Annotated in this window: 17 protein-coding genes, 1 tRNA gene and 1 other RNA gene; 12 read left to right on the forward strand and 7 right to left on the reverse strand. The window is 43.6% G+C overall.

Going from position 1 to position 26,826, the window contains the following annotated elements; translation table 11 throughout:
• Positions 1 to 63: 63 nt before the first annotated feature.
• Positions 64 to 801, forward strand: coding sequence for a flavodoxin family protein (locus EO93_RS13210; RefSeq protein ID WP_048162969.1), 738 nt, complete (start codon positions 64 to 66; stop codon positions 799 to 801).
• 168 nt (positions 802 to 969) lie between these two features.
• Here EO93_RS13210 and EO93_RS13215 read toward each other — a convergent pair whose 3' ends face one another.
• From EO93_RS13215 to EO93_RS13230, 4 genes are all read right to left on the reverse strand, one after another.
• The gene (locus EO93_RS13215; RefSeq protein ID WP_048134195.1) at positions 970 to 2,706 is read right to left on the reverse strand and encodes an ABC transporter ATP-binding protein; all 1,737 of its coding nucleotides are present in this window, start codon (positions 2,704 to 2,706) and stop codon (positions 970 to 972) included.
• 512 nt (positions 2,707 to 3,218) lie between these two features.
• Positions 3,219 to 3,509: an MTH865 family protein gene (locus EO93_RS13220; protein ID WP_342764210.1), complete on the reverse strand. Its 291-nt coding sequence runs from the start codon at positions 3,507 to 3,509 to the stop codon at positions 3,219 to 3,221.
• 256 nt (positions 3,510 to 3,765) lie between these two features.
• Positions 3,766 to 4,509, reverse strand: a complete 744-nt coding sequence (locus EO93_RS13225; RefSeq protein WP_048134019.1) for a geranylgeranylglyceryl/heptaprenylglyceryl phosphate synthase — start codon at positions 4,507 to 4,509, stop codon at positions 3,766 to 3,768.
• A 6-nt stretch (positions 4,510 to 4,515) separates the two neighbouring features.
• Positions 4,516 to 4,665 carry a 50S ribosomal protein L40e gene (locus EO93_RS13230; RefSeq protein ID WP_048134021.1) on the reverse strand — a complete coding sequence of 50 codons (150 nt, stop codon included), beginning with the start codon at positions 4,663 to 4,665 and terminating at the stop codon, positions 4,516 to 4,518.
• 556 nt (positions 4,666 to 5,221) lie between these two features.
• Between EO93_RS13230 and purB the strand changes: the two genes are divergently transcribed.
• Positions 5,222 to 6,568, forward strand: coding sequence for an adenylosuccinate lyase (gene purB, locus EO93_RS13235; RefSeq protein ID WP_048163018.1), 1,347 nt, complete (start codon positions 5,222 to 5,224; stop codon positions 6,566 to 6,568).
• A 1,853-nt stretch (positions 6,569 to 8,421) separates the two neighbouring features.
• Here purB and EO93_RS13240 read toward each other — a convergent pair.
• Positions 8,422 to 10,047 carry a methylamine methyltransferase corrinoid protein reductive activase gene (locus EO93_RS13240; RefSeq protein ID WP_048162970.1) on the reverse strand — a complete coding sequence of 542 codons (1,626 nt, stop codon included), beginning with the start codon at positions 10,045 to 10,047 and terminating at the stop codon, positions 8,422 to 8,424.
• Between the two features lie 430 nt (positions 10,048 to 10,477).
• Here EO93_RS13240 and ffs point away from each other — a divergent pair.
• The 6 genes from ffs to EO93_RS13265 all read left to right on the forward strand — a co-directional run bounded on the left by ffs (position 10,478) and on the right by EO93_RS13265 (position 17,679).
• Positions 10,478 to 10,792: signal recognition particle sRNA (gene ffs / locus EO93_RS17000), an RNA gene on the forward strand.
• A 151-nt stretch (positions 10,793 to 10,943) separates the two neighbouring features.
• A tRNA-Ser gene (locus EO93_RS13245) sits at positions 10,944 to 11,028 on the forward strand.
• Between the two features lie 222 nt (positions 11,029 to 11,250).
• Positions 11,251 to 11,949 carry an ATPase domain-containing protein gene (locus tag EO93_RS13250; RefSeq protein ID WP_048134025.1) on the forward strand — a complete coding sequence of 233 codons (699 nt, stop codon included), beginning with the start codon at positions 11,251 to 11,253 and terminating at the stop codon, positions 11,947 to 11,949.
• Between the two features lie 495 nt (positions 11,950 to 12,444).
• Positions 12,445 to 14,889 (forward strand): type II/IV secretion system ATPase subunit, encoded by a 2,445-nt coding sequence (locus EO93_RS13255; protein WP_235284266.1) that lies wholly within the window; start codon positions 12,445 to 12,447, stop codon positions 14,887 to 14,889.
• Positions 14,890 to 14,899: 10 nt separating this feature from the next.
• Positions 14,900 to 16,849: a type II secretion system F family protein gene (locus EO93_RS13260; protein ID WP_048162972.1), complete on the forward strand. Its 1,950-nt coding sequence runs from the start codon at positions 14,900 to 14,902 to the stop codon at positions 16,847 to 16,849.
• A 212-nt stretch (positions 16,850 to 17,061) separates the two neighbouring features.
• Entirely contained in the window at positions 17,062 to 17,679 is a 618-nt protein-coding gene (locus EO93_RS13265) for a hypothetical protein (RefSeq protein ID WP_048162973.1), read from the forward strand.
• Positions 17,680 to 17,721: 42 nt separating this feature from the next.
• Here the strand turns inward: EO93_RS13265 and ablB are convergent, their stop codons facing one another.
• Positions 17,722 to 18,597, reverse strand: a complete 876-nt coding sequence (gene ablB / locus EO93_RS13270; protein WP_048162976.1) for a putative beta-lysine N-acetyltransferase — start codon at positions 18,595 to 18,597, stop codon at positions 17,722 to 17,724.
• Between the two features lie 144 nt (positions 18,598 to 18,741).
• Positions 18,742 to 20,001 carry a lysine 2,3-aminomutase gene (ablA, locus tag EO93_RS13275; protein WP_048134030.1) on the reverse strand — a complete coding sequence of 420 codons (1,260 nt, stop codon included), beginning with the start codon at positions 19,999 to 20,001 and terminating at the stop codon, positions 18,742 to 18,744.
• Between the two features lie 604 nt (positions 20,002 to 20,605).
• On the opposite strand from ablA, the gene EO93_RS13280 reads away from it, so the two are divergent.
• The 4 genes from EO93_RS13280 (at position 20,606) to EO93_RS13295 (ending at position 26,524) form a co-directional block, all read left to right on the forward strand.
• Positions 20,606 to 22,594 (forward strand): cation:proton antiporter, encoded by a 1,989-nt coding sequence (locus EO93_RS13280; RefSeq protein ID WP_048134032.1) that lies wholly within the window; start codon positions 20,606 to 20,608, stop codon positions 22,592 to 22,594.
• A 794-nt stretch (positions 22,595 to 23,388) separates the two neighbouring features.
• Positions 23,389 to 24,138 carry a cell division protein FtsA gene (locus EO93_RS13285; protein ID WP_200898120.1) on the forward strand — a complete coding sequence of 250 codons (750 nt, stop codon included), beginning with the start codon at positions 23,389 to 23,391 and terminating at the stop codon, positions 24,136 to 24,138.
• Between the two features lie 489 nt (positions 24,139 to 24,627).
• Complete coding sequence (locus EO93_RS13290) at positions 24,628 to 25,425, forward strand: hypothetical protein (protein WP_156161325.1); 798 nt, start codon at positions 24,628 to 24,630, stop codon at positions 25,423 to 25,425.
• Positions 25,418 to 26,524 (forward strand): rod shape-determining protein, encoded by a 1,107-nt coding sequence (locus EO93_RS13295; protein WP_048162979.1) that lies wholly within the window; start codon positions 25,418 to 25,420, stop codon positions 26,522 to 26,524. Before EO93_RS13290 ends, EO93_RS13295 begins: the two co-directional genes overlap by 8 nt.
• Positions 26,525 to 26,826: the final 302 nt, after the last annotated feature.

A 26,826-nucleotide genomic window follows, 5' to 3' on the forward strand; every position in this document is an offset into this window, starting at 1 on the left:
TTCTGAGCCGGAGAAGAGACGGCTCACCAGTTTTAATTTAATGGAGTAACAGGGGGTTGTTATATGAAAGTAACAGTGTTCAGCGGGAGCCATAAAGGTAGAGAAGGAAATACGCTCATCATGGTTGAGGAATTTCTGAAAGGAGCAGAAGAAGCCGGGGCAGAAACTGAAAATATAATCCTTGCCGAGAAGGATATCAGGCACTGCAGGGGGAAATTTGAGTGCTGGCTCAAGACACCCGGAAGGTGTACTATTCGCGATGATATGGATGATTTGCTTCCCAGATTTATGGCTTCGGATATCGTAGTCTTTGCATGCCCCGTATATTTTGATAACGTCCCTTCCATAATGAAAAAATTCATAGATAGACTTACTCCTGCCCTTTTGCCCCACTTTGAAGAGGATGCAATGGGGGAATACAGGCACTCTAAGCGTTACGAGAAGTATCCGAAATTCGTTGTGATTTCGAATGCAGGGCTGCCCGGACAAACAAATTTTGAGGTCGAACGCCTTTATTTCAGGCGGCTAGCAAGAACTTTTCACACAGAACTGATTGCAGAAATCTACAGGGGAGAAGGGGAAATATTCAGGGGCAAAAACAATATCATTCTAAAACCGCTGATAGGAAAATACAAAAAGCTGCTCATCTCCGCCGGAAAAGAGGTTATTGAAAATCAGGAACTTTCTGAAAAAACAGTTAAAGATCTTGAGAAACAAATCGTACCTCCGAGCCTGTACATAAAATTCGGAAACGAGGAGTGGGACAAACTTCGAGAAGAATATAAAAAAAAGAAGGCATAAATATAATGTGTTTTTATCTGCCCCGATTTTTAAGACAATCTGAAGAAGAACTCAATTGGCAAACAATCTGAAGAAGAGGAACTCAATTGGCAGACAATCTAAAGAAGAGGAACTCAATTGGAAATGCCGAAATAAAATAAGAAAAAGAGTCTTGAGCAGACTCTTAAATTACTGGCTTTCTAAGTTGCCTTCAATGAGGTCTTCCAGGCTGTGCTCCATGTAAGGGGCATTGCTCCTGTTGATCAGTTCCTGAGAGACTTCAATCGGCTTTCCATCCATTACAAGGGCTCCGTTTTCGATTAATACCGCTCTGTGGGCAACTTCCCGGACAAAGTCCATGTGGTGGCTCACGAGTACAATGGTCGTGCCGAAGCGTTCATTGATCCTTTTTAATGAATTTGTCACGTCCCTGAGGGTTACAGGGTCGAGGTCTCCGAAAGGTTCGTCAAGCATAAGGTATTCTGGAGAGGTGGCGAGGCTCAGGGCAATAAAAGCCCTGACATGTTCTCCCCCGCTTATCTGGTAAGGAGTTTTGTCAAGGACTTCCATTGGCAGATCAAGGGCTTCGAATACCGGCTTTGCATAGGTATCGATATCAGTTATCGGAATTGTGGGGAAGAGTTCGAAGTAAACCGTGTCATTGAGGTTCAGCTCCCTGAGTGCGGTAGTCTTTTCCTCTTCAGGCATATCGGGCAGGCGGTAGATAGTATCCAGAGTCTCATCCGAAAGTCCCATTTCCCTGGCTTTATTTCTCGCATATTCAATTGCACCCTGTTTTTTCATGCTCAGCCTGAAGCGGATCTGTTCCCTTACAGTGGAGTTTACGGACATTGAGAACTCCTGGTTCATAACGCTCATGATCCGCCGGAGTTCCATGCGCTTCTCACTATACTCGGTAACATCCACCCAGTCCCCGCTGCATAAATACTCGACAGACCCGCTTTTTGGCGTGACCAGCCCTTCCATTAATTTCATAATGGTTGTCTTTCCGGCTCCTGACGGACCGATAAATGCCAGAATCTCTCCCCCATAAACATCCAGAGAGAAGTCTTTGATATTGAGGACTTCCCCCATCCTGATAAGAGAATAGCGTTTTGAAATATTCCTTACTTTTATGCAGGCTTCCTTATTCCCGGGCTCTGAGAGCTCTTCCCTGGGTTTCAGGTCTCTAAGGAAGTTTTTAAGAACCCAGGTAGGTTCTCCATCAGCTGCGATTTTTCCGTTTTCGAGGAATATAAGCCTGTCTGCAAGATAGGCGTGGATTTCAGGAAGATGGGAGACCACTATAATCGGGATATTCAGTTTCTCTTTCAGGCCCTTTATCACATCAAGGACTTCCTGCTTTGTATCCGGTCCCGTCATTGTTACAGGCTCGTCCAGGAGAAGGACTTTGGGCTTTGCAGCAAGCTGTCTTGCCATTACAACTCTTTGCTTTTCCCCTCCGCTGAGGAGATTGGTAGAGTGAAGGGCTTTGTGTTCCAGGCCCACAAGTTTCATGTACTCCATCGCCTCGGCAAAGAGATCGTCATAAACTTCAGTCTCGTTATGCGGAAGGGCTTCATGCCCTATTCGGAGGTAATTCAGTTTCCTTATGATGTTTTCTATTGCAGGACCGTTCCAGAGTCCAAAATTTCGCTGGAGGTGGATCGCGGTAACGCTTTTCAGGAAATTTACTCCTTCAATCCCTGAATCATGGCTCACAGTTTCCCCATCAACTTCCACAGTTCCTTCATCGAAGGGCTCAACTCCCCGGATAATGCGGAGCAGGGTCGATTTCCCGCTTCCGCTTCGACCTGTAATTCCGAGAATCTCTCCGTCCTTCACCGTGAGGTCGATATGGTCCAATACTCTTATTTTGTCGGAACGTACCTCATAATCCTTTACCAGATTGGAAATCCTGATCATAATCATACCTCTTAGTGTTTATTGCAAGTTAAAGGGTCCTCCGGATTTCTGCAGACTTTGTATTCGCTGCACGAAGAGTTGTCTGCTCTGAACATGCCTCCTTCGGACCCTATCATATTAATAGAACATTTTGTGTTAACAGGAGAATGATACTAAAATAGGAGTGAGATATTACCTTTAAAACTATTTATTACAATCGGCTGCCTGTAAATTGATGCTGTTACAGATTCCAGAAAGTTAAGCATTAGGATAGTTTATAAGTATAAAAACGGTTTCAGAAATAAAAAGTTTCGGTATAAGTAAGGGTTACATTAAAGTGAAGTCCTGTAATGCAGCAGGTATCCCGGTGTGTATAGACAATTTTTTAGCAGGCGACTTCCAGAACAGTTTTAATACCTTTTTATGAGAGTTCAGGCTTTCTCAGGAGCTAAAAAATAATTTCAGCCTGACGCTTCACAGGCTGGTTTCCCCACCGACGGTATTGAAATCCATGTAAAAGACATAACTCAAACTTAGAGCCCTGCTCTTTCAACCAGGAGATCTGCTACGTGTTTTGCATCTTTGAATGGAAAGTCCTTTTCAGTAATCAGGCTTCTCGCCTCTGCTGCCGTGACTTCAGTGCCGCCTATCATGCATGTGGTGTCCAGCCCCTCGGGCAAAGCAGCAATTAATTCCTCCAGCGTGTTTATTGGAAATTTTGCACCTGTAAGGATTTCCAGAATCTGTTCATGGACTTCTTCTCTTACGTCCAGATTATTCCTCCTATTTTGTCCTTTCTTCTGCTGGTTCTGGCCTTTATTCAGAGACCAGGCCCCCGGTTTTTATTGGCAGGTCATCGCTATTATACTTAATCTGCACCGTGACTGAACTGCCGAATACTATTTAATTCACTCAGCCGGAGAGAGCAGGAAGTCGAGACAGCTAAAGCTCTCTAAAAACGAAACAAAGCTCTCTAAAAACGAAACTCAAAAAAGTAAAAAGTAAATAGTAAAATAATAAAAAGAATCTTTTTGATTGCCGAAAAGCAGGCAGCAAACCCGTGAGAACTTTTATAAGAGTTCAGGTTTTGATGGCAGATACAATCTCAGCCACCTTTGCAGTTACGTCCTTTACTTCTTCAACAATCGTGCCGGTGACAATCATGTCCGCACCTGCAGAAGCACAGAGCTTTGCGGTTTTTGCGTCTCTGATCCCGCCGCCAACAATAAGTTTGTTTTCTCCGAGTACGTGTTTGACAGCCCCTATCATTTCGGGGTTGATAGGCGTATCGGCTCCGGATCCTGCTTCCAGGTAGGTATAGTGCATGCCAAGATATTTGCCTGCAAGGGCATAGACCGCAGCAATTTCAGGTTTCTTCCTGGGGATCAGTTTTGCGTCCCCTACCCAGCCAACAGTGCCTCCGGGTTCGACCACAAGGTATGCCATGGAGATTGGCTCAATCTGGCTTCTGTATACAAGCGGAGCTCCAAGCACCTGGTTTGTAATCACATACCCTAAGTCTCTGGAATTCAGGAGGCTCATGAAAAATACGGCATCTGCATACCTGCTGAGCCCTGCTGAACTTCCCGGGAAAAGGATGGTGGGGACATTTACCTTTTCTTTAATCTTTATTACAGTTTCATCTAATAGGGTTCCCGACGCTCCGGTTGAGCCCCCTATCAGGATGGCATCTGTGCCTCCTTCAACTGCTGCAAGAGCAATTTCGGCGGCTCGTTCGGGCGTCTGGGACGCCGGGTCGATAAGGGTAAGATGAACTTTTCCGTCCTGTTCAATAATTTTCTGGAGGTGTGCTTCCACCTGCAAAAAAGATCATGCTCCCTTGGATTCCTTAGATTTCACGCGAAGAGCACCGTAGCCGCATTTTCTGCAGCGGGTTGCCTTTACAGCGTTTCTGGCATTACACTTCATGCAGATTTTTTTGTTTAATAATCTTTCTTCTGCTTCTGGAAAACGAGCCATTTTTGTCACCTGCTATTATTTTTTATTATTGATACGGTAGATAGCCCGCTTAAAGGATGTTAAGGCATATAATGTTTTTCATTAAAAAATTACGCTACCTGCTGAATTTGTAACCCTTTCTTTTCGTCTATTCTCTTCTCATTCACATGCCCCGATTTTGTTCGATCCTGCAGACTCAAAGTTTATTTATTGGTTCTGTTGTTTATTCCGTACTCTGCAAGCTGAAGTTAACGGCTGCGGAACAGTAATGATACTAGAATTATTGACATCAGTGGTATTGTTAAGATTTGCAGTTCCGGCAGTAACTGAAATATTAGACTACCGGTTAGCAGGTTTATATGATATTTGTGAAGTGAATATTGAAACTCTATACTGCCAGGAATTATTTAGGCTAAGGATAATTTAGGCTAAGGATAATTTAGCCTAAAGGATAATTTAGTTTAAGGTTATTCAGGAAAAAATACTAAAATTCAGACTATTAAAAAACTAAGAACAATTAAGGCTTAAAGTAGATCCGGGATTAAATAAAATTCCCGATTCCAGTAAGGTGATTGATGTGGCTATTCATCCTATAGAATACCGGTACGGTACAGCAGAAATGAAATACGTATGGAGTCAGGAAAACAGACTTGCTAGGATCTTACAGACCGAGGCAGCCCTTGCCCGGGCAGAAGCGGATATGGGACTTATCCCCGCAGAAGCGGCTGAGGTCATCTCCGAATGCATTACCTCTGTAAAAGCTGAAAGAGTTGACGAAATCGAAGCCGAGATTCACCACGACATGATGGCGGTTGTTGTTGCGATTTCTGAGCAGTGCAGAGACGATGCAGGAAAGTGGGTCCATTTCGGAGCTACTTCAAACGACATCCTTGACACAGCAACAGCTCTCCAGATAAAGGACGCAATCGATATACTGGAAGATAAACTCAAAATCCTGCTCAGGGTTCTGGTAAACCAGGCAGAAGCCCACAAGAATACGGTTTGCTGCGGAAGGACACATGGGCAGATCGGCGTTCCCACAACATATGGGCTCCGTTTTGCAATCTGGGCTTCTGAGATTTCAAGGCATCTGGACCGCTTATACGAGCTGACTCAGAGAGCTACCGTAGGGCAGATGACCGGAGCTGTCGGGACCCAGGCAGCTTTTGGAAAATCCGGAATCCTGATCCAGAAACTTACAATGCAGCACCTCGGAATCGGGGCTGTGGATGTATCAAACCAGATCATCCAGAGGGACAGGCATGCCGAGTTTGTTATGTGGATGGCAAATACTGTTACGACTCTGGACAAGATCGGCATAGAAATCAGGACTCTTCAGCGCAGTGAAATCGCCGAGATTGAGGAAAGCTTCGGGAAAAAGCAGGTCGGTTCATCTACCATGCCTCACAAGCGCAACCCCATAAAGTCCGAGCAGATCTGCGGGCTTTCACGGATCGTAAGAGCAATGGTTGAGCCTGAACTTCTTAACAATACCCTCTGGGACGAAAGGGACCTTACAAATTCTTCCTGTGAACGGGTTGTCTTCCCGGAAGCCTGTGTACTTACGGACCATATCATAAAACTTGGGATCAGTGTGCTTGAGAATCTCAGGTTCTATCCAGAAAATATCCGCAGGAACCTGGAACTGCTAAGAGGCCTGAATATGGGTGAAGCTGTAATGATAGAACTTGCAAAAAGAGGTGTGGGCAGACAGGAAGCCCATGAACTTGTCCGGAATGCAGCGATGGAAGCCCATGATACAGGGAAACATTTCAAACAGGTACTTCTGGATACTCCTGCTGTTTCAAGGTACCTGAGTGTAGGAGATATTGAGAACCTCGTAAACCCTGATAAGTATATAGGAACAGCAGTGGAACAGGTCGAAGCACTCGTTGTAAAACTTCGTGAAGCTTATTCCCTCTGACCTCTTCCTTTCCTTTTTCCTTTTATTTCCCTTTTTTATCCATCTATAAAAGAACATGTTTGTGTACTGAGGTTTATAGTCTGTGTTTTCCTTCTGGAATCTGTATTTATCAGGCACCTAGTTCTACAAACAAGTGACTTCTCCAGCGAATAAATTCGCAGGCATCTACGATATCGCAACCGATGCTATACCGCCATGGAGCAGTTATTATTCTTGTCTCGCCAACACTGTTCAAAGTTTCACATGCAGGACTTCCCTACAGAATCTCATACTTAGAGTTAAGAGCAAAGTCTAACTGACATACTTGAGCCTATTATGCTGCTGGAAAAAACGACAATATGGCATAGGATGAGGAAGAAGAAGAAAAATATCACAACATACCGAAATAAATACAGTTGACGGCTGTATCCCGCCATTGAAATGACGGAGATTAGCCTTCAACGCTCCTAAATACCCGGGATAATTATAGATAGAGTTAAATATAAATATTTATATCTGAGAAACTCTATTACTAATAGAAGATGTTATCAAAAGTTTCATTCAAATTGGGTGATTGAGGCATCTAAAAAATAGGCGTTGCGTAACTTAAAAATCTATTTGGGCTAGATGTGGTAGATGATTTACTGTGTGAAAGTGGATTAGATGCCTCATTAACTCCTATGTAGAGGTTATTTATAAAATTTGTGCTAGTTTTACCCCTGACTCTTCCTAAATAATTCATTTTCCCATTCACCCTTTTCAGCGTCTTTCCCATATTTTTCAGCAAGACGGCATATTATTTAAAATCTCAGCCTTTACAGGTATCATTCAAAGCATAGGTAAAGCGTAGATATTCTTTCTATCGGGCTTATTTCCGATCTATTTTCGATCAAAATCTCTACATGTCAGGATTTATACTCATTCAGCTTTAGAATATAGAATTTTTTGCCTCAAAAAACAAAGCTACAGCCCAATATAATTATAAAAACTAAACCCTGATGAGTATAGTAGAGAAAATAGATACAGTATTCACGAATAATGAGTCGTACTCCTGATGCCCTGACCTGAATGCACCGAAATAAAAAGAGAAATATTTTGTGTAGAGATATTAAAGCTTTTGAATTATCAGGAGCTTTAATGCTTTATTCTGTACAATATTCTGTACAAAATACACTTATTCTGCTAGATGAGATCGCAAATCAGATTAGTATTTTAAACATTGAATATAAAAGGTTATATATGATGATTTTCTATCCCAGTTAGCTTCGCGTTATTTGGGTAATGAGGCATCTAAAAAACTGCGTTGCGTAACTTAAAAATCTAATTGGGCTAGATGTGGTAGATGATTTATGGTGTGAAAGTGGATTAGATGCCTCAATAATTCGTTATGATGAGGTTATTTATATAATTTGTGTTCATTGTGTACACAACCGCCCAAAACTCATTTTTTGTAAAAAGGTTGCTCCTCACTTTTACATTGAATTCACAAACTGGTTCATCTCACAAACGTGTTCTTTTCACAAACGTGTTCTTTTCACAAACGGGTTCATCTCACAAACGTGTTCTTTTCACAAACGTGTTCTTTTCACAAACGGGTTCTCTTATTTCTCTTGCTTATTCTGCCCTTTTTGAGGTTCAAATAGTATTTATTTCAGATTGTGTTCTTATTTGTTTACCTGTTTATCCCTTAATATTCATGTCAATTCTGCTAAGCCATACATAAAGACCAGAGTAATGCTGAACGGTACTTTTAAATACCTTAAGATGGATTCGCCCATCGTCATCACTCAAATTAATTGTTGAGTGTGTTGTATAATAACGTTTTTCGATATCATAAGTACCTGAGTGCTGATCCATTGACAATCAGATTAATCTTACTCCTGTTGCTGTGGTTTGAAGACCTCTAGATTCGCCCAGTTAAATTTGTCAGGTGGGCAGGCTCTTATACATTTCTGGCAGTGTGAACCTTCGCAGAGATCGGTACTTATCATAACCCTGTTTTCCTCGTCAATTGTAATGGCGTCGTTGGGGCAGACTTTTATGCACTGCCTGCACTCGGGACAGTCAACAACCATTGTCATATAGGTCCCGACCCTTTCGAGCACATACAGCCCTTCTTCACCAAGTACAGGAATATCTCTTTCCACGCGCTTATCTACCACAGGGTTCTCTATGGGCTCATCAAGTGACGGAAGCCCTTTCTTTTTAAGGAATTTCTTAAACATCTTAAAGGGCATTCCCTCTTCCCAGTACGCAAGTTCAAGGACATAGGCGTCCCGGAACTCCGGAGCAGTCGCAAACATTGTGTGAGTGCCTATAATCTGACTTGCAATATCCTGAAGTTCCCACAGCCTTTCCTCCGAAAGCAGGATTTCCCTTGCAACAGCAAGAGAGGTGTTCCCTAGCTGGGCAATTTTTCCTGTAGAGAAAGGGATCAAGCCAATTTTCTGGGCTTTTTCCGCATCCATATATGTGCCGGCAGCGCCTGCCATATACGCGGTATCAATATCTGTCAGTTCGATACCTGAAACCGCACAGAGAGTAATGTGCCCCGCCCTGATCGCACCAATGGCTTTTCCGGCTTCTTTGAGGTCTTTTTCCGAGAAAGTGATTTTGTTCTGCAGGTGAATTAGTTCGTCCGGAGTCTTGATTTTTGGGAGTTCAACCAGGCCGTGACCCATGGCTTTTTCTATAAGGGCGATCACTCCTGTACCCGTAATTCCTCTTGCTTTGATCTGCCCCTCTTCAAGAATTTCTCCGGTTTTGGGGTCTACAAGATCTCCGGGATAAGGTTTCATCTCTTCGTTTAATACATAATTCCTCAATGCTCCGTCCTCGAATTCAAAATCAGAAATTGCAAAGGGGGAAGCAAGGGTCCCATGCTTTATCTGCTGCCCTTCAAGAGCCGGGCCTGCAGCTGCCGAACCTGTATAAATAATATCTTTTACTTTGAGTGCCATCTCGGCATTTGTCCCGTAATCCGTTGCAATCGAAATCTCATCGCTGTTAAGCATGCCCGATTTAATAATAAGGGCAAGGGCATCGGCTCCAACTTCATGTTTTATTGCAGGAGGGACTACAACTTCACAGTTAAATTCCTCAAGCCCCGAAATTTCGCTGCTGGATATTATTCTCGCATTCCTGTTCTGTTCCTGTATATTGTACTTTTTTTTCTTCCGTTCCCCTGCATAAGCCAGATCTTCAATGCTGATTCCCTGAAAAATGGATAACTGAATAGGGTTTCCGCAGATTGAAAGTCTGTCAAGTTCTCCGCTTTGCACATCAAGGGTCTGGAGCAGGGTCTTTACCGCATTTACGGAAAGCCCGTGCGCAAGATCCTGACCATAGTGAATTGCGAAGTCCATGTGATCCACCACATTCGCTCCGGGAAGGGGATTTCTCAATGTTATTACTGTCCTTTTAATTTCCTGAGTATCAAGGTCAATCTTCTGAGCCCGATACCCACTTGTCCCCAGGTCAATTGCAACTCCATATCTCATACAAACTCCCCTAGTGGATTTATTTTGCAGGGTGTTTTAACACCCTGCAAGCGTTTGGAATTTTATGCATATATTTTATCATATATTTTATGTATCTATTACTTTGAAAAACGGCATATAAATAAATAAGGCGTTTTATTCATGATAATATATATTTCAAAGGAAAGCTCTCTCACTAACCTTTTGTTGATTTTTAAAAATAGCTTTTAAAAATAGCTTTTAAAAATAGCTTTTAAAAATCGATTTTAAAGAAGGATTCTATAAAAAACCTTCCAGCCCATTGGTTTTTCCCATATGTATTTTTTCTCAATAAATGCTTTCATGATATGTTTATTTATTTTACCCGGACGCATTGTCTGTTTATGAAAGGGGGATTTAAAATACATATCGGAAGGGATAGTTTTATAAGTGACTAATGTCTTTGTATAGCTGATGAGCTAGTCCGGGTAGCCCGGCGTTACCTATAACCCGAAATCGCCGATATGCGGGGGACGAAGCCAAAGGAAGATGCGTCAAAGAGATTTCAGCCTGTGATCTCAACTGAGAAACCCCGTCCTGCTTGGATAGTGCAGGTATGCGGACTTGCTGGAAAACAGGTTCTCATGCCCTAACCGCGGAAACCGGTCGAGGCCCGGAAGGGAGCAGACTCACCGTGGGCAACCGTCGCTTGCGGGGTCGCGGGGTGGAGAAGAGATCTCAGCCTACTGAAGTCTTCGAGGTACAACAACCTGCGGTGTGCTCATCACTAAGCACATTACTTTAGTAGTTTTCAAGAGCTTGGTAATATAAAAGAACTGTAATTTTTCTGGATGAACAATTTATTTAAAGTATTTTTCTCCGGAAAAGGTTAAATATATGAAATGCATTTTAGGGATCGCGTTTCTAAAGTTCGATATGACGAGATAGCCAAGCCCGGTATGGCGCGGGATTGCTAATCCCGTGATGCCCCGCATCCCGGGGGTTCGAGTCCCCCTCTCGTCGTTTCTTTTTTTCAAATATTTTTTTCTCGACACTTCATATTCCGTTATTTACTACAGTTTTCCCCAACCATCTGTATGTAAATTTTATATAAGACTTCGCCTTATACCCAGTAAGTAAAAGTTCAGTTTTACTCCCTCACTCATCATTTACTTCCTCTCTCATCAATCTCATAATTCAAGAGTTTTAAGGCTTTACTACACAGAAATGGATTGAGTCAAAACAATGAAACGGATATCATCAGGAATACCTGGATTTGACGACAGGATCGGCGGCGGATACCTGCCAGGCAGAGTTCTTCTTATCACCGGAGATACAGGGACTGGCAAAACTACTTTTACGGTTCATTTTCTGCATAGGGCGTGCCTTGATGGCAAGAAATGTGTCCTGGTCGCAACAGAAGAACTTCCCGAAGATATCCTCGAGCTGTCTGAAATGCTGGACCTTGGGCTTACTAAATATTATGAATCCGGTCAGTTGACCATCGAAAAGGCTTTTCAAAAACGTTCCGAGAAAGTCCAGACTTCCAAATTTGGGTTTACTCCTGAAGGTCTGGAGATAGATCTACCCACACTTTCGGATTATGTGCCTGAAGGAACCGATATTGTAGTCATTGATAATATCGGCGTTTTTACTCTTCGCCTCTCGACCCAGGATTTCAGGGACCAGTTTGATGCTCTTAACTTCATCCTGAGTACAAAGGCAGGTTGCACATCTATGTTCGTCATGGACGATACTGCATTAAAGATGACCCATAACCTTGCAGAATACTCGGTAAGCGGTTCTCTCCGACTTATGGTAGACGAAAATCCCTATACAGGGAATATTGAGCGCTACATAAGGATTCCTAAAATGCGAAGGACATGCCTCAGTCTGAATCCGATCAGGTTTGAAATAACCTCATCGGGGATTAAACTCCTTTGAAAAATCCACATTCCCTCTAATCTTATTGTTCATTCTTAATTTCTTTTTCATTCATTTGCTTCTTTTTCATTCATTTGCTTCTTTTTACTTCTACTTTATTTCCCCTTCATCTCTTTTGATTTTCCGGTCCTTTTTAAAACATTCGTTTTTGTGTTTCAAACTGTAAACGATTACTTATTTAATTTATACATTTAATTCCCATATTACAGCATAAAGATAATTATAGACATATGAAATAAATTAATGAAAAGGTTAATACTATTGAACTCTATTTCTTATAGGATTAAAAAATGAAAATTCCAGAAATTCCCCTTATTATACCAATAAAAGGAATAAAAAAGGCCATATAAGAATACACAAAGTATTAAGTAATATAACTAGGAATATTGAAAAGTTGTTATATCTTAGAGAAAAGATTTAAACAGTTTATTATGCATTATATTACACTGATAACTAAATTTGAGAGGGGACAAATCCTTGATGGGGTGAGCTTCTATGGTTTCCAAAAACGAGAAATCTCCGGATGACTCAGAAAAACCAGACAAGAATATACATAAAGGTGAGGGAGAAGATGTTCTGGCAGGGAAATCCTGTCTTCTACAGGTGCCTGTCAAAAGGACTTTTTATAAAGATACTCTGAATAGAGCTAATATTAACAGCCTTCAGGCTGATAATGACAACAGGGATCTGGAAAATATTCTTCCGAAAGCTTCAGGAACTGATAATACAGGGAATGAAAATACAGAAAACGCGAATACCGACCTTCCTGACATGAAAATCAAGATTGAAAGCCGGAAACCTAAACCTGTACTCGAAACTGTTCAATTTACGAATATTTCTCAGGAAACTGAGAATGAGGAAAACCCGATAAATAAATTCATATCGGAAACTCCTCCGTTTGTAGAAGCGACCGGAACTCAAAAAACCACCTCACCGGAAGAAAGTGAGGCTCTTGAACCGAACCCTTCCGTTTATTCAAAAGTAGCTCTTGAACCAAAACCCACTGTTTCTGCAGAAACTGCTCCTGAAAAGAAAGTTGAACTTATTCTTGAAACCGAAAACAAAGGTATTTTCCCTCCATCCGGCCCTCGCAATGAGAACAGCCCAGATTACGAAGGTGGAGTTGAAGAATTAAAGAGTTTGCAGGAAACAAAAAAGGATAAAAAAGTCCGAACTTCAGGTAAAAATAAAAAGATTTCCAAAAAAGCAAAAATTAAGAAAAAATCCGGATTCGCCGGGAATCTGAAGGATCTGGGCCGTGATATAGTTGGGATCAAAGAAGGCGAAAAATTAAGTGATAAGCTTAAAGAGTTCTTTAAAGAAGTAAAAACCCCTGAAGGGGCAAAAAAGAAGTTTGCAGAAATAATCCAGAGTCTTAAGGATGAGGAGATCCGGGTTCTCCCCCCATATGACCCTGATACCTACGGTCCGCTTCTTGAGTATGAAATTCCTGCAGGATTTACTGAAATAGAACGCTACTGGGTAGAGGAGCCTTACGCCTTTATCAGCATAATTGAAAACATGGAAATGAAATATTATAATGCTGTTGAGCCCACTCTCACCACCTATGAAAAAGCCGTTCTTGATAGGGTCCGGGACAATCTGGAAGATGTTCTTACCCAGGATGATATGATATCCGGACAGGAGAAGGACGTTATTCTCATTAACAGAGGCATGAGGCTTCTGGACCAGTATTACAGTACCCTGGAAGTTCCCTCGATTCACAAGATAATGTATTTCCTCAGGAGAAATTTCATCGGATACGAAAGGATAAATCCACTCATTCTGGACCCGAATATCGAAGATATTTCCTGTTCAGGTATTGAGATCCCGATCTATCTCTACCACAGAAAGCACAATAACATCGTGACCAATATCAATTTTGGGGAGAAGGAACTGGACTCTCTGGTTGTCAAGCTTTGTCAGAGGAGCGGCAAGCATATCTCCATAGGAGAACCGATTGTAGACGCAACTCTTCCTGACGGCTCAAGGATTCAGGCAATCCTTGGAAAAGAGATCACAACAAGGGGCAGTTCCTACACAATCCGTAAATTCAAAGGAGACCCCATAACCCCAATTGACCTTATCAGATATGGGACATGCAGCATCGAGATGATGGCTTACTACTGGATTTCCATTGAAAACAACATCAGTGTACTTTTGGCAGGAGGTACTGCTTCGGGTAAGACCTCCCTTATGAATGCGATTTCTCTTTTCATTCCGAGGCTGTCAAAGGTAGTGTCCATTGAAGATACCAGGGAAATCATGCTCCACCACGAAAACTGGATCGCAGGTGCAACCAGGAAATCGTTCACGGTAGGTGGTACCGGAGAGGTGTCCATGTACGAACTCCTGAAAGCCGCCCTCAGGCAGCGCCCGGAATATATCATTGTGGGTGAGGTCCGGGGAAAGGAGGCTCTTACCCTTTTCCAGGCAATGTCAACAGGGCACACTACCTATTCGACAATGCATGCGAGCGATGTACAGACAGTGGTTAACAGGCTTGAAAACGAACCAATCAATGTCCCACACGTGATGATGCAGGCCCTTGGAGTAATCAGTATCCAGATACAGACCTATGTCAATGAGACCAGGGTAAGGAGAACCAACACCATTGTAGAGATTACAGGGCTTGATGCAAGGTCAGGAAGTCTCAGGATCAATGAATTTTACCGCTGGGACCCGGTACATGACAACTTCAAGCGGGCCGGGGATTCCTATGTGCTTAATGAGATTATGAAAGCAAGGGGCTGGAAACCAGAGAAGCTCTTTATTGAATTTAAAAACCGGGAACAGATCCTTGCCTACATGACAGCAAAACAGATCCGTGATTACGTGAGTGTTTCCCTGATAGTGCACATGTATGCCATAAACCCGCAGCTTGTAATGGAAGCGGTTGAAAATGACACCTTGCGGGATATGGTACTGCACCACGGTTAAGGGGGTATCCATGAACGCTATAAATACCCTGGCATTCAGGATCTTCGGAGAAAAAATCCTTGAGAAAGAAGACAGGTTTTCCCTGTTCAGGATAAAGCTTCGCCAGGCCCAGATTCCACTGCCTGTGGAACAGTATGTCTCAACTGCAATTTTATATTCCCTGCTTGCAGGAGTCTTCGGCGGGCTTACAGGTTTACTGATAGGAGGGCAGATTTTCAGGGGCATCACCCCGGAAAGCATTGTTTCGACTTTTGGCATTTCGAGCAGGGTAACCAGGGCAGTTGATACCCCTACTTTTATTGAAGCGCAGCTTCCCTTCATCCTTACGGTTGTAGGGGGCCTCCTCTTGTTCTCGATGATCGGAGCCCTTACCTACGGGCTTATTATGGCATACCCGTCCATGAAAGCTGATAGCAGGAAGCGGGCTATCAATGTAGCAATGCCCCATGCAACAGCTTTTCTCTATGTTATGCAGAGGGGCGGGGGCATGACTATCTTTGAGATCATGAAGTCACTTTCTAAATATTCTCACCTCTACGGGACTGCCTCAAGGGAGTTCGGAAATATTATAAGGGACATAGAATATTTTGGAAAAGACCTTCAAGCATCTCTCTGGGATGCAGCCGACAGGACGCCTTCCGAACAGTTCAAAGACCTTGTAGACGGCCTGATTTCAATAGTTTCCAGCGGAGGAGACGTTACCCTTTACCTGAAAAATAAGACTGACCTCTATAAATCCAATGCCAATAAAGAACAAAAGCGTTTCCTTGAGACTCTTGGGCTCCTGGCAGAGGTTTATATTACTGTATTCGTTGTGGGCCCTCTGTTCCTTATGGTTATCCTCGTGGTCATGAATATGATTGATAGCGGGGATGCGACAAACCTGTATATCCTTGTATACGGAGCAATTCCCTTCGGGACAATGATCTTCCTTGTCTTCCTGGATATGCTTACAGGAGATGCGGAAAAGATGCCTGAGGAGAAAATCTCCGGAGTTAAGCAGGATTCTTTCAGTGATGTCAGGGTAAAGCCAATAACAGAAAAAGATGAGGAACTGCTTAAGAAAATGGAGTTTTTTGAAAAGGTATACAGGGTCAAAAGTGTGCTCCTGCACCCTATAAAGACTATGCTTGATAGGCCAGCATGTGCTTTTGTAATAAGCGCTCCCGTTGCACTCGTGTACTTTGGTTCTGCTTTCCTGGAACACAGGCCTTACTATGGAGGGTTTGTTGAAACTGCATCTACCCTTGACGACTATATCTATGTAACCATTCTTGTCCTTTTCATTCCTTACATTATCTTCCACGAAATCGAAGTTCGGAAGATCAGGCAGATTGAGGATCAGGTCCCGGAGTTCCTTAAAAGGCTTGCAAGTATAAACGGGACAGGGATTCTACTTGCCGATGCTATTGCCATTACAGCCCAGTCAAATATGGGCAGGCTGAAATCCGAAATCAAATGTACGGTTGCGGATATCCGCTGGAACTCAAACCTCGTAGAAGCCCTGAAACGTTTTGAAGCCAGGATACGGACAAACATGACTCGGCGCAGCCTGACCCTCATAGCCAAAGCAAGCGAATCCACAGGGGATATCCACCAGGTAATCAGCACGGTTGCGGATGATGCCGATATTGAGAAATACCTTAAAAAAGAGCGCTCTGCAGAGATGTTTATCTATGTATTTATCATCTTCGTGACCTTCTGCGTCTTCCTGGTCATAGTATATGTGCTTGCTGCGTTCTTCCTCCCTGCCCTCGACGGTTCCAGCAATCCGGCAATGTCCATGGGAGGCTTTGATCTGAAGGAGTATACCCTTCTCTTCTTCCATGCAGCGCTTCTGCAGGGCTTAGGCTCAGGGCTGGTTGCAGGAAAAATGGGTTCGGGAAGTACGGCTTCAGGGCTCAAGCACTCCCTTGCAATGATGACGGTGTCCTATGTGCTGTTCATCGTGTTTATCTGAATTTCGGGATTCCGGTTTTGTCCTTCAGGAGATTTCAAATCCGGAATTCTCATTTCTCTTTTTTAACACGATTTTCTATATTTTCTTTTCAGGTACGTCCCGATTTCCCGACAATTATTTATTCCCATTTTAAGACCTTATTTCCCATTTTAAACCCTTAATCCCCATAAATCCGATTTCTTTTTAACGATAAACATATAATTTTGAGAAATATGGCAGAAAACGCAGCAATAAAGAAAATAGTCCTTTCCGCGCTCGTCCTTGCAGTTGTCCTCTCTTCCTTTTATGTCCTGGACTTCAAGGCGGCACGGAGCGAGACCCTAGCTAACTCCGTCGTAAGTGCCTACTCCACAGGCGACCCACAAATTGACTTTCCGGGAAGGATCTACCTCTATGTCGAAGGCGACGATTTCATGTTAAAATCCCTAACTGAAAGCCTCGGGGATGAACTGGAAAAATCAGGGATGGAAGTTTTGGTTGTAGATAGTGTGGAGGAAAAATATGATTCCCAGACTCTGCTGGTTAATGTAACCGAATCCGAAGGGCTCTATACACCTGTTTACGCTTCTTCGGACTTGAATATCCTGTTCTTCTATACTTCCACAGGAGAGGACACAAAATATTTTGAACAATTCAAAGAAGGAAATGTAACTGTAGCCTTTGTAAACACTGGCTCTCCGGAAGGGAAAAAACTGGTACGGGGAGATCTGGAATTGCAGGACTCAACAAAAGGGATTGTCTCGCAAAAAGCCCACAGGATGCACCTGGCTGAAGAAGCTGCAAGGAAAACAGTAGAACAACTCCAGCAGCAAATCAGCGTTTTTCCCTGATGTACAGAATGCAAAATTAAGGAATAAATTTTGCAGGGGCATTTATTTCAGCCTCTTGCACCAGATGTTCATATCCTCAAATCCCCTTTCGATCCTGCAGTTGTTCACAAGCCTGCCTGTGTAGGCATAGCCCTGGGAAGCAAAGGCTGCGTTGATGCCAGGAGACGAAGCCCTGCAAAGGGTATAAGAACTCAGGAAGTTTCGGCATGAAAGTTCATTTTCCAGGGCTGTGATAAGCTCTTTTATCAGCCCTTTTCCCCTTTCTGAAGGAACTGTCAGGCAGTCGGTTATTTCAGCACTCCCGGTTTCGGAGTCCATTTCTGCCGAGGCAAGGCTCACGATTTCCCCTTGCTTTTCCACAAGGAGGTAAAGGACATTGGAATCCATGGTTTTTAGCAGGTAGCTTTCCATGTGCAGGGGAGTGGGATAGAATTGAAATCCCTGACTGTAAAGGGTTGCCATTGTGGAGGCATCGGCCTGGACTGCGGGCCTGAGCGTGTACTCTTCCGGAAGCCGGATATTCTCTTTTTGTAGTTTCCAGCGCCCTTTTTTCAGGGAGTCTCCTAATTTATGTGGGTTTTTTCCCTCTCCTCTACCCTTTCTCAAACAATTTTTGATTACCTGGTCTTCTTTTTCCTTATGAAAGGAAATTCCCCTGGAGTTTTTAGGATAGCTTGAGAAAATATGGCAGTCTTTTCCGGCGTAGTATCCCCTGATGGTCCCTTCCTCCGCATATCCGCAGGTTTTGGGCTCGTTTCCTTTTTCCGGAGGAGTGTATACGATTATTTTACCCATTTCTTCTGCTTCGGCAAGGGCTTCGAGGGTCCCGGAGATTTCTTCAAAAAGCCCGGTAAAATCCATGACTTTAATTCTTCTATTGTAGTAATCAATTACAAGTTCAGCCCTTGCCCCGGGCATCTTCAACTCTGCTTTTTTCCAGTAGTCGGGGAGTTCTTCTTTAATCTCAAGCGTTAAGGGAACGTTTTTTTCCGCAGTAACTCCTCCTTAAGTATTTAAACACATTTTTTGCATTCGGAACACCGGGTTTTCCGGGTTTTTCCTTCAAAACCGCTGTTTTCTTTCAAGGCCTTCGGGTTCGAGGGATATGATATCGTTTTCTTCGTCGCAGAGTTTTGCAAGGCCCGTATCACTTTTAAGCCCGGGGTGCTTATCGCAGATTGAACATTTTTGCTGGCACACCGCAGAGTATTCTGCAGGTTCCGAGTACATGCAGATCACCCCTTCGTAATTCCTGAGGGTGACCCCATTGTCCGAATTTGAGATAAGGTAATTGGGCCCGACGGGGATTTTTCCTCCCCCACCCGGGGCATCGACCACAAAAGTAGGGACAGCAAGCCCCGAGGTATGCCCCCTGAGCATCTCTATGATCTCTATGCCCCTTGCAACCGATGTCCTGAAATGTTCCAGCCCGAAGGAAAGGTCGCACTGGTAGAGGTAGTAAGGTCTGGTCCTTATTTTCAGGAGTTCGTGGCAGAGTTTTTTGATTATCGTAGGGCAGTCGTTTACTCCCCTGAGAAGTACGGACTGGTTGCCCAGGGGAATTCCGGCACGTGAAAGCATATTCATTGCTTTTTTAGCTTCAGGAGTGATCTCTTTTGGGTGGTTGAAGTGGGTGTTGAGCCAGACCGAAGGGTATTTCCCAAGGATTTCGCATAGTTCCGGGGTTATGCGCTGGGGAAGGGTTACAGGAGCCCTTGTGCCTATCCTTACAATATCCACATGGGGAATATCAAAAAGTTCCCTTAAGAGCCAGTCCAGCCTCTCATCGGAAACAAGCAGGGCGTCTCCCCCCGAAAGCAGGACATCCCTTATTTCAGGGTGCTCCCTGACGTACTCGATCCCCTCCCTGATTACCTTTTCAGAATAATCATATTCCCTGTTGCCGACCCTGCGCTTGCGGGTGCAGTGCCTGCAGTACATCCCGCAGCGGTTTGAGATCAGAAAAAGCACCCTGTCCGGATACCTGTGGGTTATGCAGCTCCCCTCCGAAGGGGAGTCACTGTCCTCACAGAGAGGATCTTCAAGTTCCCCGGAAGATTTTTGAAGTTCGGCTGAAAGGGGCACGGCCTGCATCCGAATGGGACATTCCGGGTCTTCAGGATCAATAAGAGAAGCGTAATAAGGAGATATCGCCATGGGAAATACTTCAAGAGCTTTTTTTATGTCTTCTTTTTCAGGCTCCGAGAGCGGGATCAGTTTTTCAAGCTCTTCTACGGTCGTAATTCTGTGCCTGTACTGCCATTTCCAGTCTGAAAATTCTTCATTAGATGCGTTAAAACAGTCTTTAATTTTAGATATCACGTTCAACCCTCGTGAAAGCTGGAAGAAAAATTAAGGGACCGAGGTCCAGAATATAGCAAATGGAATCCTGCTTAGCAAATGAAATCCGATCTTTTCCAGCTTATTTGAAGAAAAATGCGTCATAAATTAGACAACATTAAGATTTAATACATATATTAAATACTTATTGTCTAAAGAAGTTTTAATAAATCTCCTTTTTTAAAAATAATTCATAATACGCTCTATTTATTTGACACTGTTTCTGATTTTACGCTTTCCTGCCCGTTTATACTCATTTAAAACTACAGTTCTTCTGGCATTCTCGATTTTACATCTTCTTAGGGGATTATATGCGCATAAAAAGGAAGAAAAACAATTACTTCTTTTATTAGCAGTATCAGGGGAATAATAATGCGTTCTGAAGTTTTTAAAAGCTAGAATATCCTTTTAATTACCCAATAGAGCAGATTTCAATTTTTAAGGGTTAAAAATGGATTTTAATGCCCAATAATCCAATTTTACCCTTATTTTTGGATATAATCCGCATAAATTATTTTATTGTATAGGGCCATCCTCGGTTCACGCCAATGAAATTTATATTAATTGAAAAGTCAATCTACAATTGATGTCATCTCTGCTTCTGAGGGACCTCCTGATAATTTTCGGGCTTTCGATCCCTGTGGTCTTTACTTTCTCCAGACTGAGGATTGCTCCGCTTGTGGGCTTTTTACTTGCAGGTATCCTTGCCGGACCTTTTGGGTTCGGGTTGATTCAAGAGAGCGGGGAAATCGAGATGCTGGCTGAGATAGGGGTTGTGCTCCTGCTCTTTACCATAGGGATAGAGTTTTCCCTGCGCGACCTCCTGAAGCTCCGGCGCATTGTACTCCTGGGGGGCGGGCTTCAGCTTTCAATTACCACTCTTGTTGTTGCATTCATTACCTTCTTGCTGGGGAGTTCCAGGGAAACTTCTATTTTTATGGGGCTGCTGGTGGCACTGAGCAGCACGGCAATTGTCCTTAAAATCCTGCAGGAAAAGGGAGAAATCTACAGTGCCCACGGGAGAACTTCACTGGGAATCCTGATTTTCCAGGACGTGGCAGCAGTGGTAATTATCCTCCTGACCCCACTACTAGCAGGCGTTCCGGGAGAAGAAAACGGCTTTTTCGAGCTTATCCTGCAGGCCCTGGGGCTTGTCCTGTTTACCCTTCTCAGCGCCAGGTATTTGGTTCCTTTTATTATGCATCAGGTGGCACGGACGCGCAACAGTGAACTTTTCCTCCTGAGCGTGGTGGTAATAGGGCTCTCCGTTGCCTGGCTGACCTCCATGGCAGGGCTTTCCCTTGCCCTCGGGGCTTTTCTGGCAGGGCTGATCATTTCCGAGTCAGAGTATGCTACCCAGGCTCTTGGAAACGTGATCCCCTTCAGGGACATGTTCATGAGCATCTTTTTTATATCCATAGGGATGCTGCTTGACCTGGACATCCTGAGGCAGCACTTATTCCTGATCCTGGCTGTCACTTTTGCGGTGCTACTTCTCAAGGCTCTTGTAAATGCCCTGAGCACCTTCATTATCGGTTTTCCCCTGAATACGATGATTCTGGTAGGCTTTTCCCTTGCCCAGGTGGGGGAGTTTTCCCTGATCCTTGCGAATGTTGGTTTTGCAAACGGACTCCTTTCCGCGGAAATCTATCAGGAGTTCCTGAACGTGGCAGTACTTTCTATGGCGCTTACCCCTTTCATCATGGGAATGGGACATCAGGCTGCGGCTTTCGCCCAGAGGCTTTCCCTTCCTCAGGTGCTGAAATCCGGCCGGTACAGGGAGTTTGTGGAGTCCGGCCTGGAAAAAAGGTTTGAAAACCACCTGGTCATAATAGGCTACGGAGTCAACGGGAAAAACGTTGCGACCGCTGCCCGAGCAGCTTTGATTCCCTACAAAATAATCGATATCAACCCGGATACCGTAAGAAAGGAAAAGTCAAAAGGAGAACCTATTATGTACGGGGACGCAGCCCAGAAAGCCGTGCTGGAACATGCGGACATAAGGGCTGCAAAATCAGTTGTTGTGACTGCAGGAGACCCTATAAGTGCAAAGCGGATCATTGAAACGGCAAGGAGGCTGAACCCGGAGATCCATATTATTGCAAGAACCCACTTCCTGAGCGAACTCGATCGGTTTTATGCTCTGGGCGCTGATGAGGTCATCTCGGACGAGTTTGAAAGCTCCATAGAACTCTTTTCCCGGGTGCTTCACAAGTACATGGTTCCTTACAGTGAGATTGAAACTATGGGTGAGCAACTCCGGGCTGACCACTACATGATACTTCGCAGCCCTGAAATGCGCCGGAAAAGTCTCTGTGAACTTTCCCTTGACTTTACGGATGTAGATATCCGAAGCATAAGAGTAGGAAAACATTCCGAAGCTGCAGGACAAAGTCTGGGGGACCTTAATATCCGGAAGAAGTATGGAGTTTCTGTTCTTGCAATTTCCAGGAACCACAAACTTATTTATGATCTGGGAGCTGAAACAGAACTTAATCCCGATGATATCCTGCTTGTAATAAGCCCTCCGGAAAGGCTTGAGGAACTTAGAGAGCTTTTTGAAGATAGGATTTGAGAAGGTTCTTTTTTTCGCAAATACTTTCTCTTCCTGTATAATCCCGTACTCCTGTATGATAGAGCAGAAAATCAATTGTTCTTATAAAACTGAAGGAGTAAACCCAGGGATGTCAATCTATTTACTGTAATCTGTTTGCGAATTGATTTCAAACAGGCGTATTACTGCAGGAAATCAGAAAAAGTACAAAGAGGATAATACAAAATATAATTTCAGCATATCTTAAAAAATTATCCTCCATAGTTTTAATAGTGCTCCAATCTTATATAAATTATTTCCACAGTCTGGATTTGAATGCGAAAAACGCTCTAAAACAGGATGAGGCCCTGCAATATAGAGAATGTGCGCAAATAAAAAATAAGACATTGAGTGTGATTAAAGAATATCCTGGAAAAAGATGAACTATTGTTGATGGACAGCTGAGCAGGTTTTGGACAGCTGAGCAGATTTAAACATTTGAATTCTTGTCTTTCGGACTTTCAACTTTTTCAATCGGTATTTTTCTGCCCCAATATTTTTTAGTATTTTTGATCGGTTTTGCAATCCGACTTACGATTTTTGAAAAATGCCACAGTCAAAAGAAGTCGGCCCGAATAGATATACTTAAATAAGTAAAACAGTTGACTCGAATAATAGAGCCCACTTAAGAAAGATAATGCCCAAGCAATCAAATTGCGTGCGGCCACCCCACCCTAAACAGGCTGTCCGACAATTACTGCCAGTAATATCTTAATTTATTTGTTTTCGATTTAAAGGCTTTAGGTGCCTTATTTATACATATTTTTGCCCTGAAATTGAATTGTCGGACAACCTCTAAAGGTCAGGGTATTCGTGACCCTCTGCGCTCCCATAGTAATAAACTAGGATATGTCACCTACCCTATTGATGAGGGGCTTGCAGTCGTGTATTCCGAACTCAGTGACTCCAACTTCACAGGGATCGGGATCAGTGTAGGAGCAGGAATGACAAACGTAACTGTAGCTTACATGGCAACTCCCATTGTTTCTTTCAGCATTGCCCGTGGAGGGGATTGGATCGATGAGCAGGTCGCAACTGCCACAGGCATGGCAAAGGAAAGGATCACTTCAATAAAAGAAACAGATTTCGCACTGGGTTCAGAGTACGAAATCGGAAGTGTCCAGGGAGCAATTGCTGTTTACTACGATGCCCTCCTGACATACGTTCTGCAGCACCTCAAGCGCAAACTCTCGGAAACTGCTCCTCCAGATGCTGAATTCCAGGTCGCAATTGCTGGCGGAAGCACCAGAGCCAGAGGCTTTATGGAAATGTTTGAGAAAAGATTAAAGGAAACTAACCTGCCAATAAGAATTTCAAGTGTCAAGAAGAACAGGATTGTAAGCCCCTCGGGAACAGATTCCAGAGATCCTATCTACGCGATTGCCAGGGGATGCCTGATTGCAGCTCTCTCTAAGGAGGCAAGCCTCGCCCCTCGCCCGAGCCCTCCCCCGAACCCCACGTCTCAAAATTCTCAGCTCAAAAGCCAGAGCCAGTCGGAATCGCTAACAAGAGCTGAACCTGACTGAAACTTATATCGATAAATTTGAAGAAGGAAAACACCCTTCTTCAAATATTATTTCTTCAAACCTCTTTTTCAAACCTCTTTTTCAAACCATTTTTTTAAGATTATTATAGATTTAGTAGAATAAAAGATTTGATGAAATATTCCGGTTTTGCCGGGAATTTCAAGTGTGGAATACATCTAATTCAAATAATTTACTGCCGTATTGGATATTTCATTATAAATATATCTAGTCAGAGATATTCTTGTTTTGTTTTGTGCTCGAGTTCTACAGTCATTTTTCCAATTGAATCTGTGGTTACCCCAGATGCATCAATGTGTAAAAACGTAATCTTGAAGTATATTCTACTTGTGTAGAGTCCTTGTTTCTATATGGCTGCTTATCTTTTTTAATATTTGTCCCAGGAAAAAAATTCTCAATACTCCAGAAAAACATCATAAAAAAAATAGAAACGTATATATCTCCTTCTGATAATTTAGATAGTGGATCTCGATGAAATCTAAATTAAACCACTATTCTGCGTCGATGACCCTGCTGTCAGGATTTCTCCTGGCGTTAGCAGGTATTGTTTATGCCCTTTCCGTACATCTTACGAGAAAGTCTGATCCGGGGGAAATAGCCATAACTTATGGTTTCATCGGTTTCGGTTTATCCCTGATCCTTACGGGAATTAACCTGATGATCAAGTACCCGAAGGAATATCACCTGTATGTTGTGGGAACAGGGCTTGCACTCAGCTGGATTGGGGCTGGAGCTTTTCTTACGCTCTATCCCAGAGGATACCCTGCCTGGGGATATCCGAATGTTACCTATGTGGCAATTGCATACGCTTCCGGGATCTGCCTGCTCGCAGGAAATGCCTTTGCAAACACGGTATTAAACCAGATTGAGGAGAGGGCAAGACAGCTTTTTGAAACCGAAGCTGAAAAGACGAAGGGTTACGGTGAAGATGAGATCGAAAAAGAGGTTCAGAAGACCCTTGAGAGATCTCTCTCAGAAAAAGATGGTTTTTCGACTTTTAACCTGGGGCTGAAAGATTCCGAATATGATTTTATTCTTGGAAAAGCTCTTACCGACTCGGAAGAGAAGAAGGTCGTTATTAAGGATGATATTTCTGAAGTTGAAAGCTTGAAGCTTGCCAGTACCGGAAAGCTTGAAGTTTTCGATGACGGGCTTGATTCTGCATCGCTGCTTCTTGCCAGGGCTATCAGTCCGGACTCCAAGAATAAAAAAAGAAGAGGGATATTCGATAACAAAAAGAAATTTATAAGGAGGCACAAAAGTGGCTAAAGGACTTGACGTAGGAACCATGAACATTATCTGTGCGATCAAAGGAGATGGGTCGATCTCCTTTACACAGCAAAGAAATGCATTTCTGGAAATGGAAGCAAATGACCTGACACGACACATGCTTGACAATTCCAAAGTTCTGTACACACATAAGGACAACCAGCTAAATGTGCTCGGGGAAGATGCCTTTAAATTTTCCACCGTTTTCAACAAGAATATCCGGAGGCCCATGAAACAGGGGATCATCAGCCCAGATGAGAAAGAATCAATCCCGATGATAAGGATCATCCTCGAAAGAGTGATCGGAACTCCAGAAAAAGATGACGAGGTCCTGTATGTTTCTGTCCCTGCAAACCCTGTGGACAACCAGCTAAATGTGCTCTATCACAGCAAGACCGTAGAAGCCCTTGCCAGGAAGCTTGGGTACAATACCTTCCCGATTGATGAAGGGCTTGCAGTCGTGTACTCCGAACTCAGCGACTCAAACTTTACAGGAATAGGGGTCAGTATTGGGGCCGGGATGACAAACGTCACTGTGGCCTACATGGCAACTCCCATAGTCTCCTTCAGTATTGCCCGAGGAGGAGACTGGATCGATGAACAGGTTTCAATTGCCACAGGCATGGCAAAGGAAAGAATCACCTCTATTAAGGAAACGGACTTTTCAATAGGCTCCGAATACGAGATAGGAAGCGTTCAGGGAGCCCTTGCCGTTTACTATGATGCTCTCCTGACATACGTCCTCCAGCACCTCAAACGCAAACTCTCGGAAACCGCCCCCCCTGACGCTGAATTCCAGGTGGCAATTGCCGGAGGAGGTACAAGGGCAAGAGGCTTTGTGGAAATGTTTGAAAGGAGGCTGAAAGAAGCTAACCTCCCGATCAGGATTTCCGGTGTAAAGAAGAGCAAGTTCGTAAACCCCGCAGGTACGGATTCCCGGGACCCAATCTATGCAATCGCCAGAGGATGCCTGATCGCAGCCCTCACAAAAGAAGCAAGCCTTATCCCGGAAGTCCAGGAAAACCAGGCACCCAAATTCCAGGCGACTAAAGCCCATGGCAAGGCAGCAGTGGCTGTCGGGTCTGGAGGCGGGGACTGAACAGGATTAAATTTTCAGAGAATTTTAGAGAATTTAGAGAATTTCCCAGAATTCTCAGAGTAATGTGTTTTGAGGGGCCAAACCCCTTCTCATTCCCTTTTTATTCGGTCTTTCATTTTCATTTTTCATTCTTTTTTCAGCTCTCCTTAAAATTATCTAATTATTCTCCCCTCATTTTGTGCGCCGCAAGCAGCTTGAGCCCTCTGTGTGCAGGTGAACTACCACTCAGCTAAAGACTGAGTGGCTTCTTGGTTCATTCCTCCCTCTATTGAGGGCAAGTCCCCAAGCTCTTCCCCGCGTTC

Source organism: Methanosarcina sp. 1.H.A.2.2, from assembly GCF_000979975.1.
In the GTDB taxonomy this organism is placed as follows: domain Archaea; phylum Halobacteriota; class Methanosarcinia; order Methanosarcinales; family Methanosarcinaceae; genus Methanosarcina.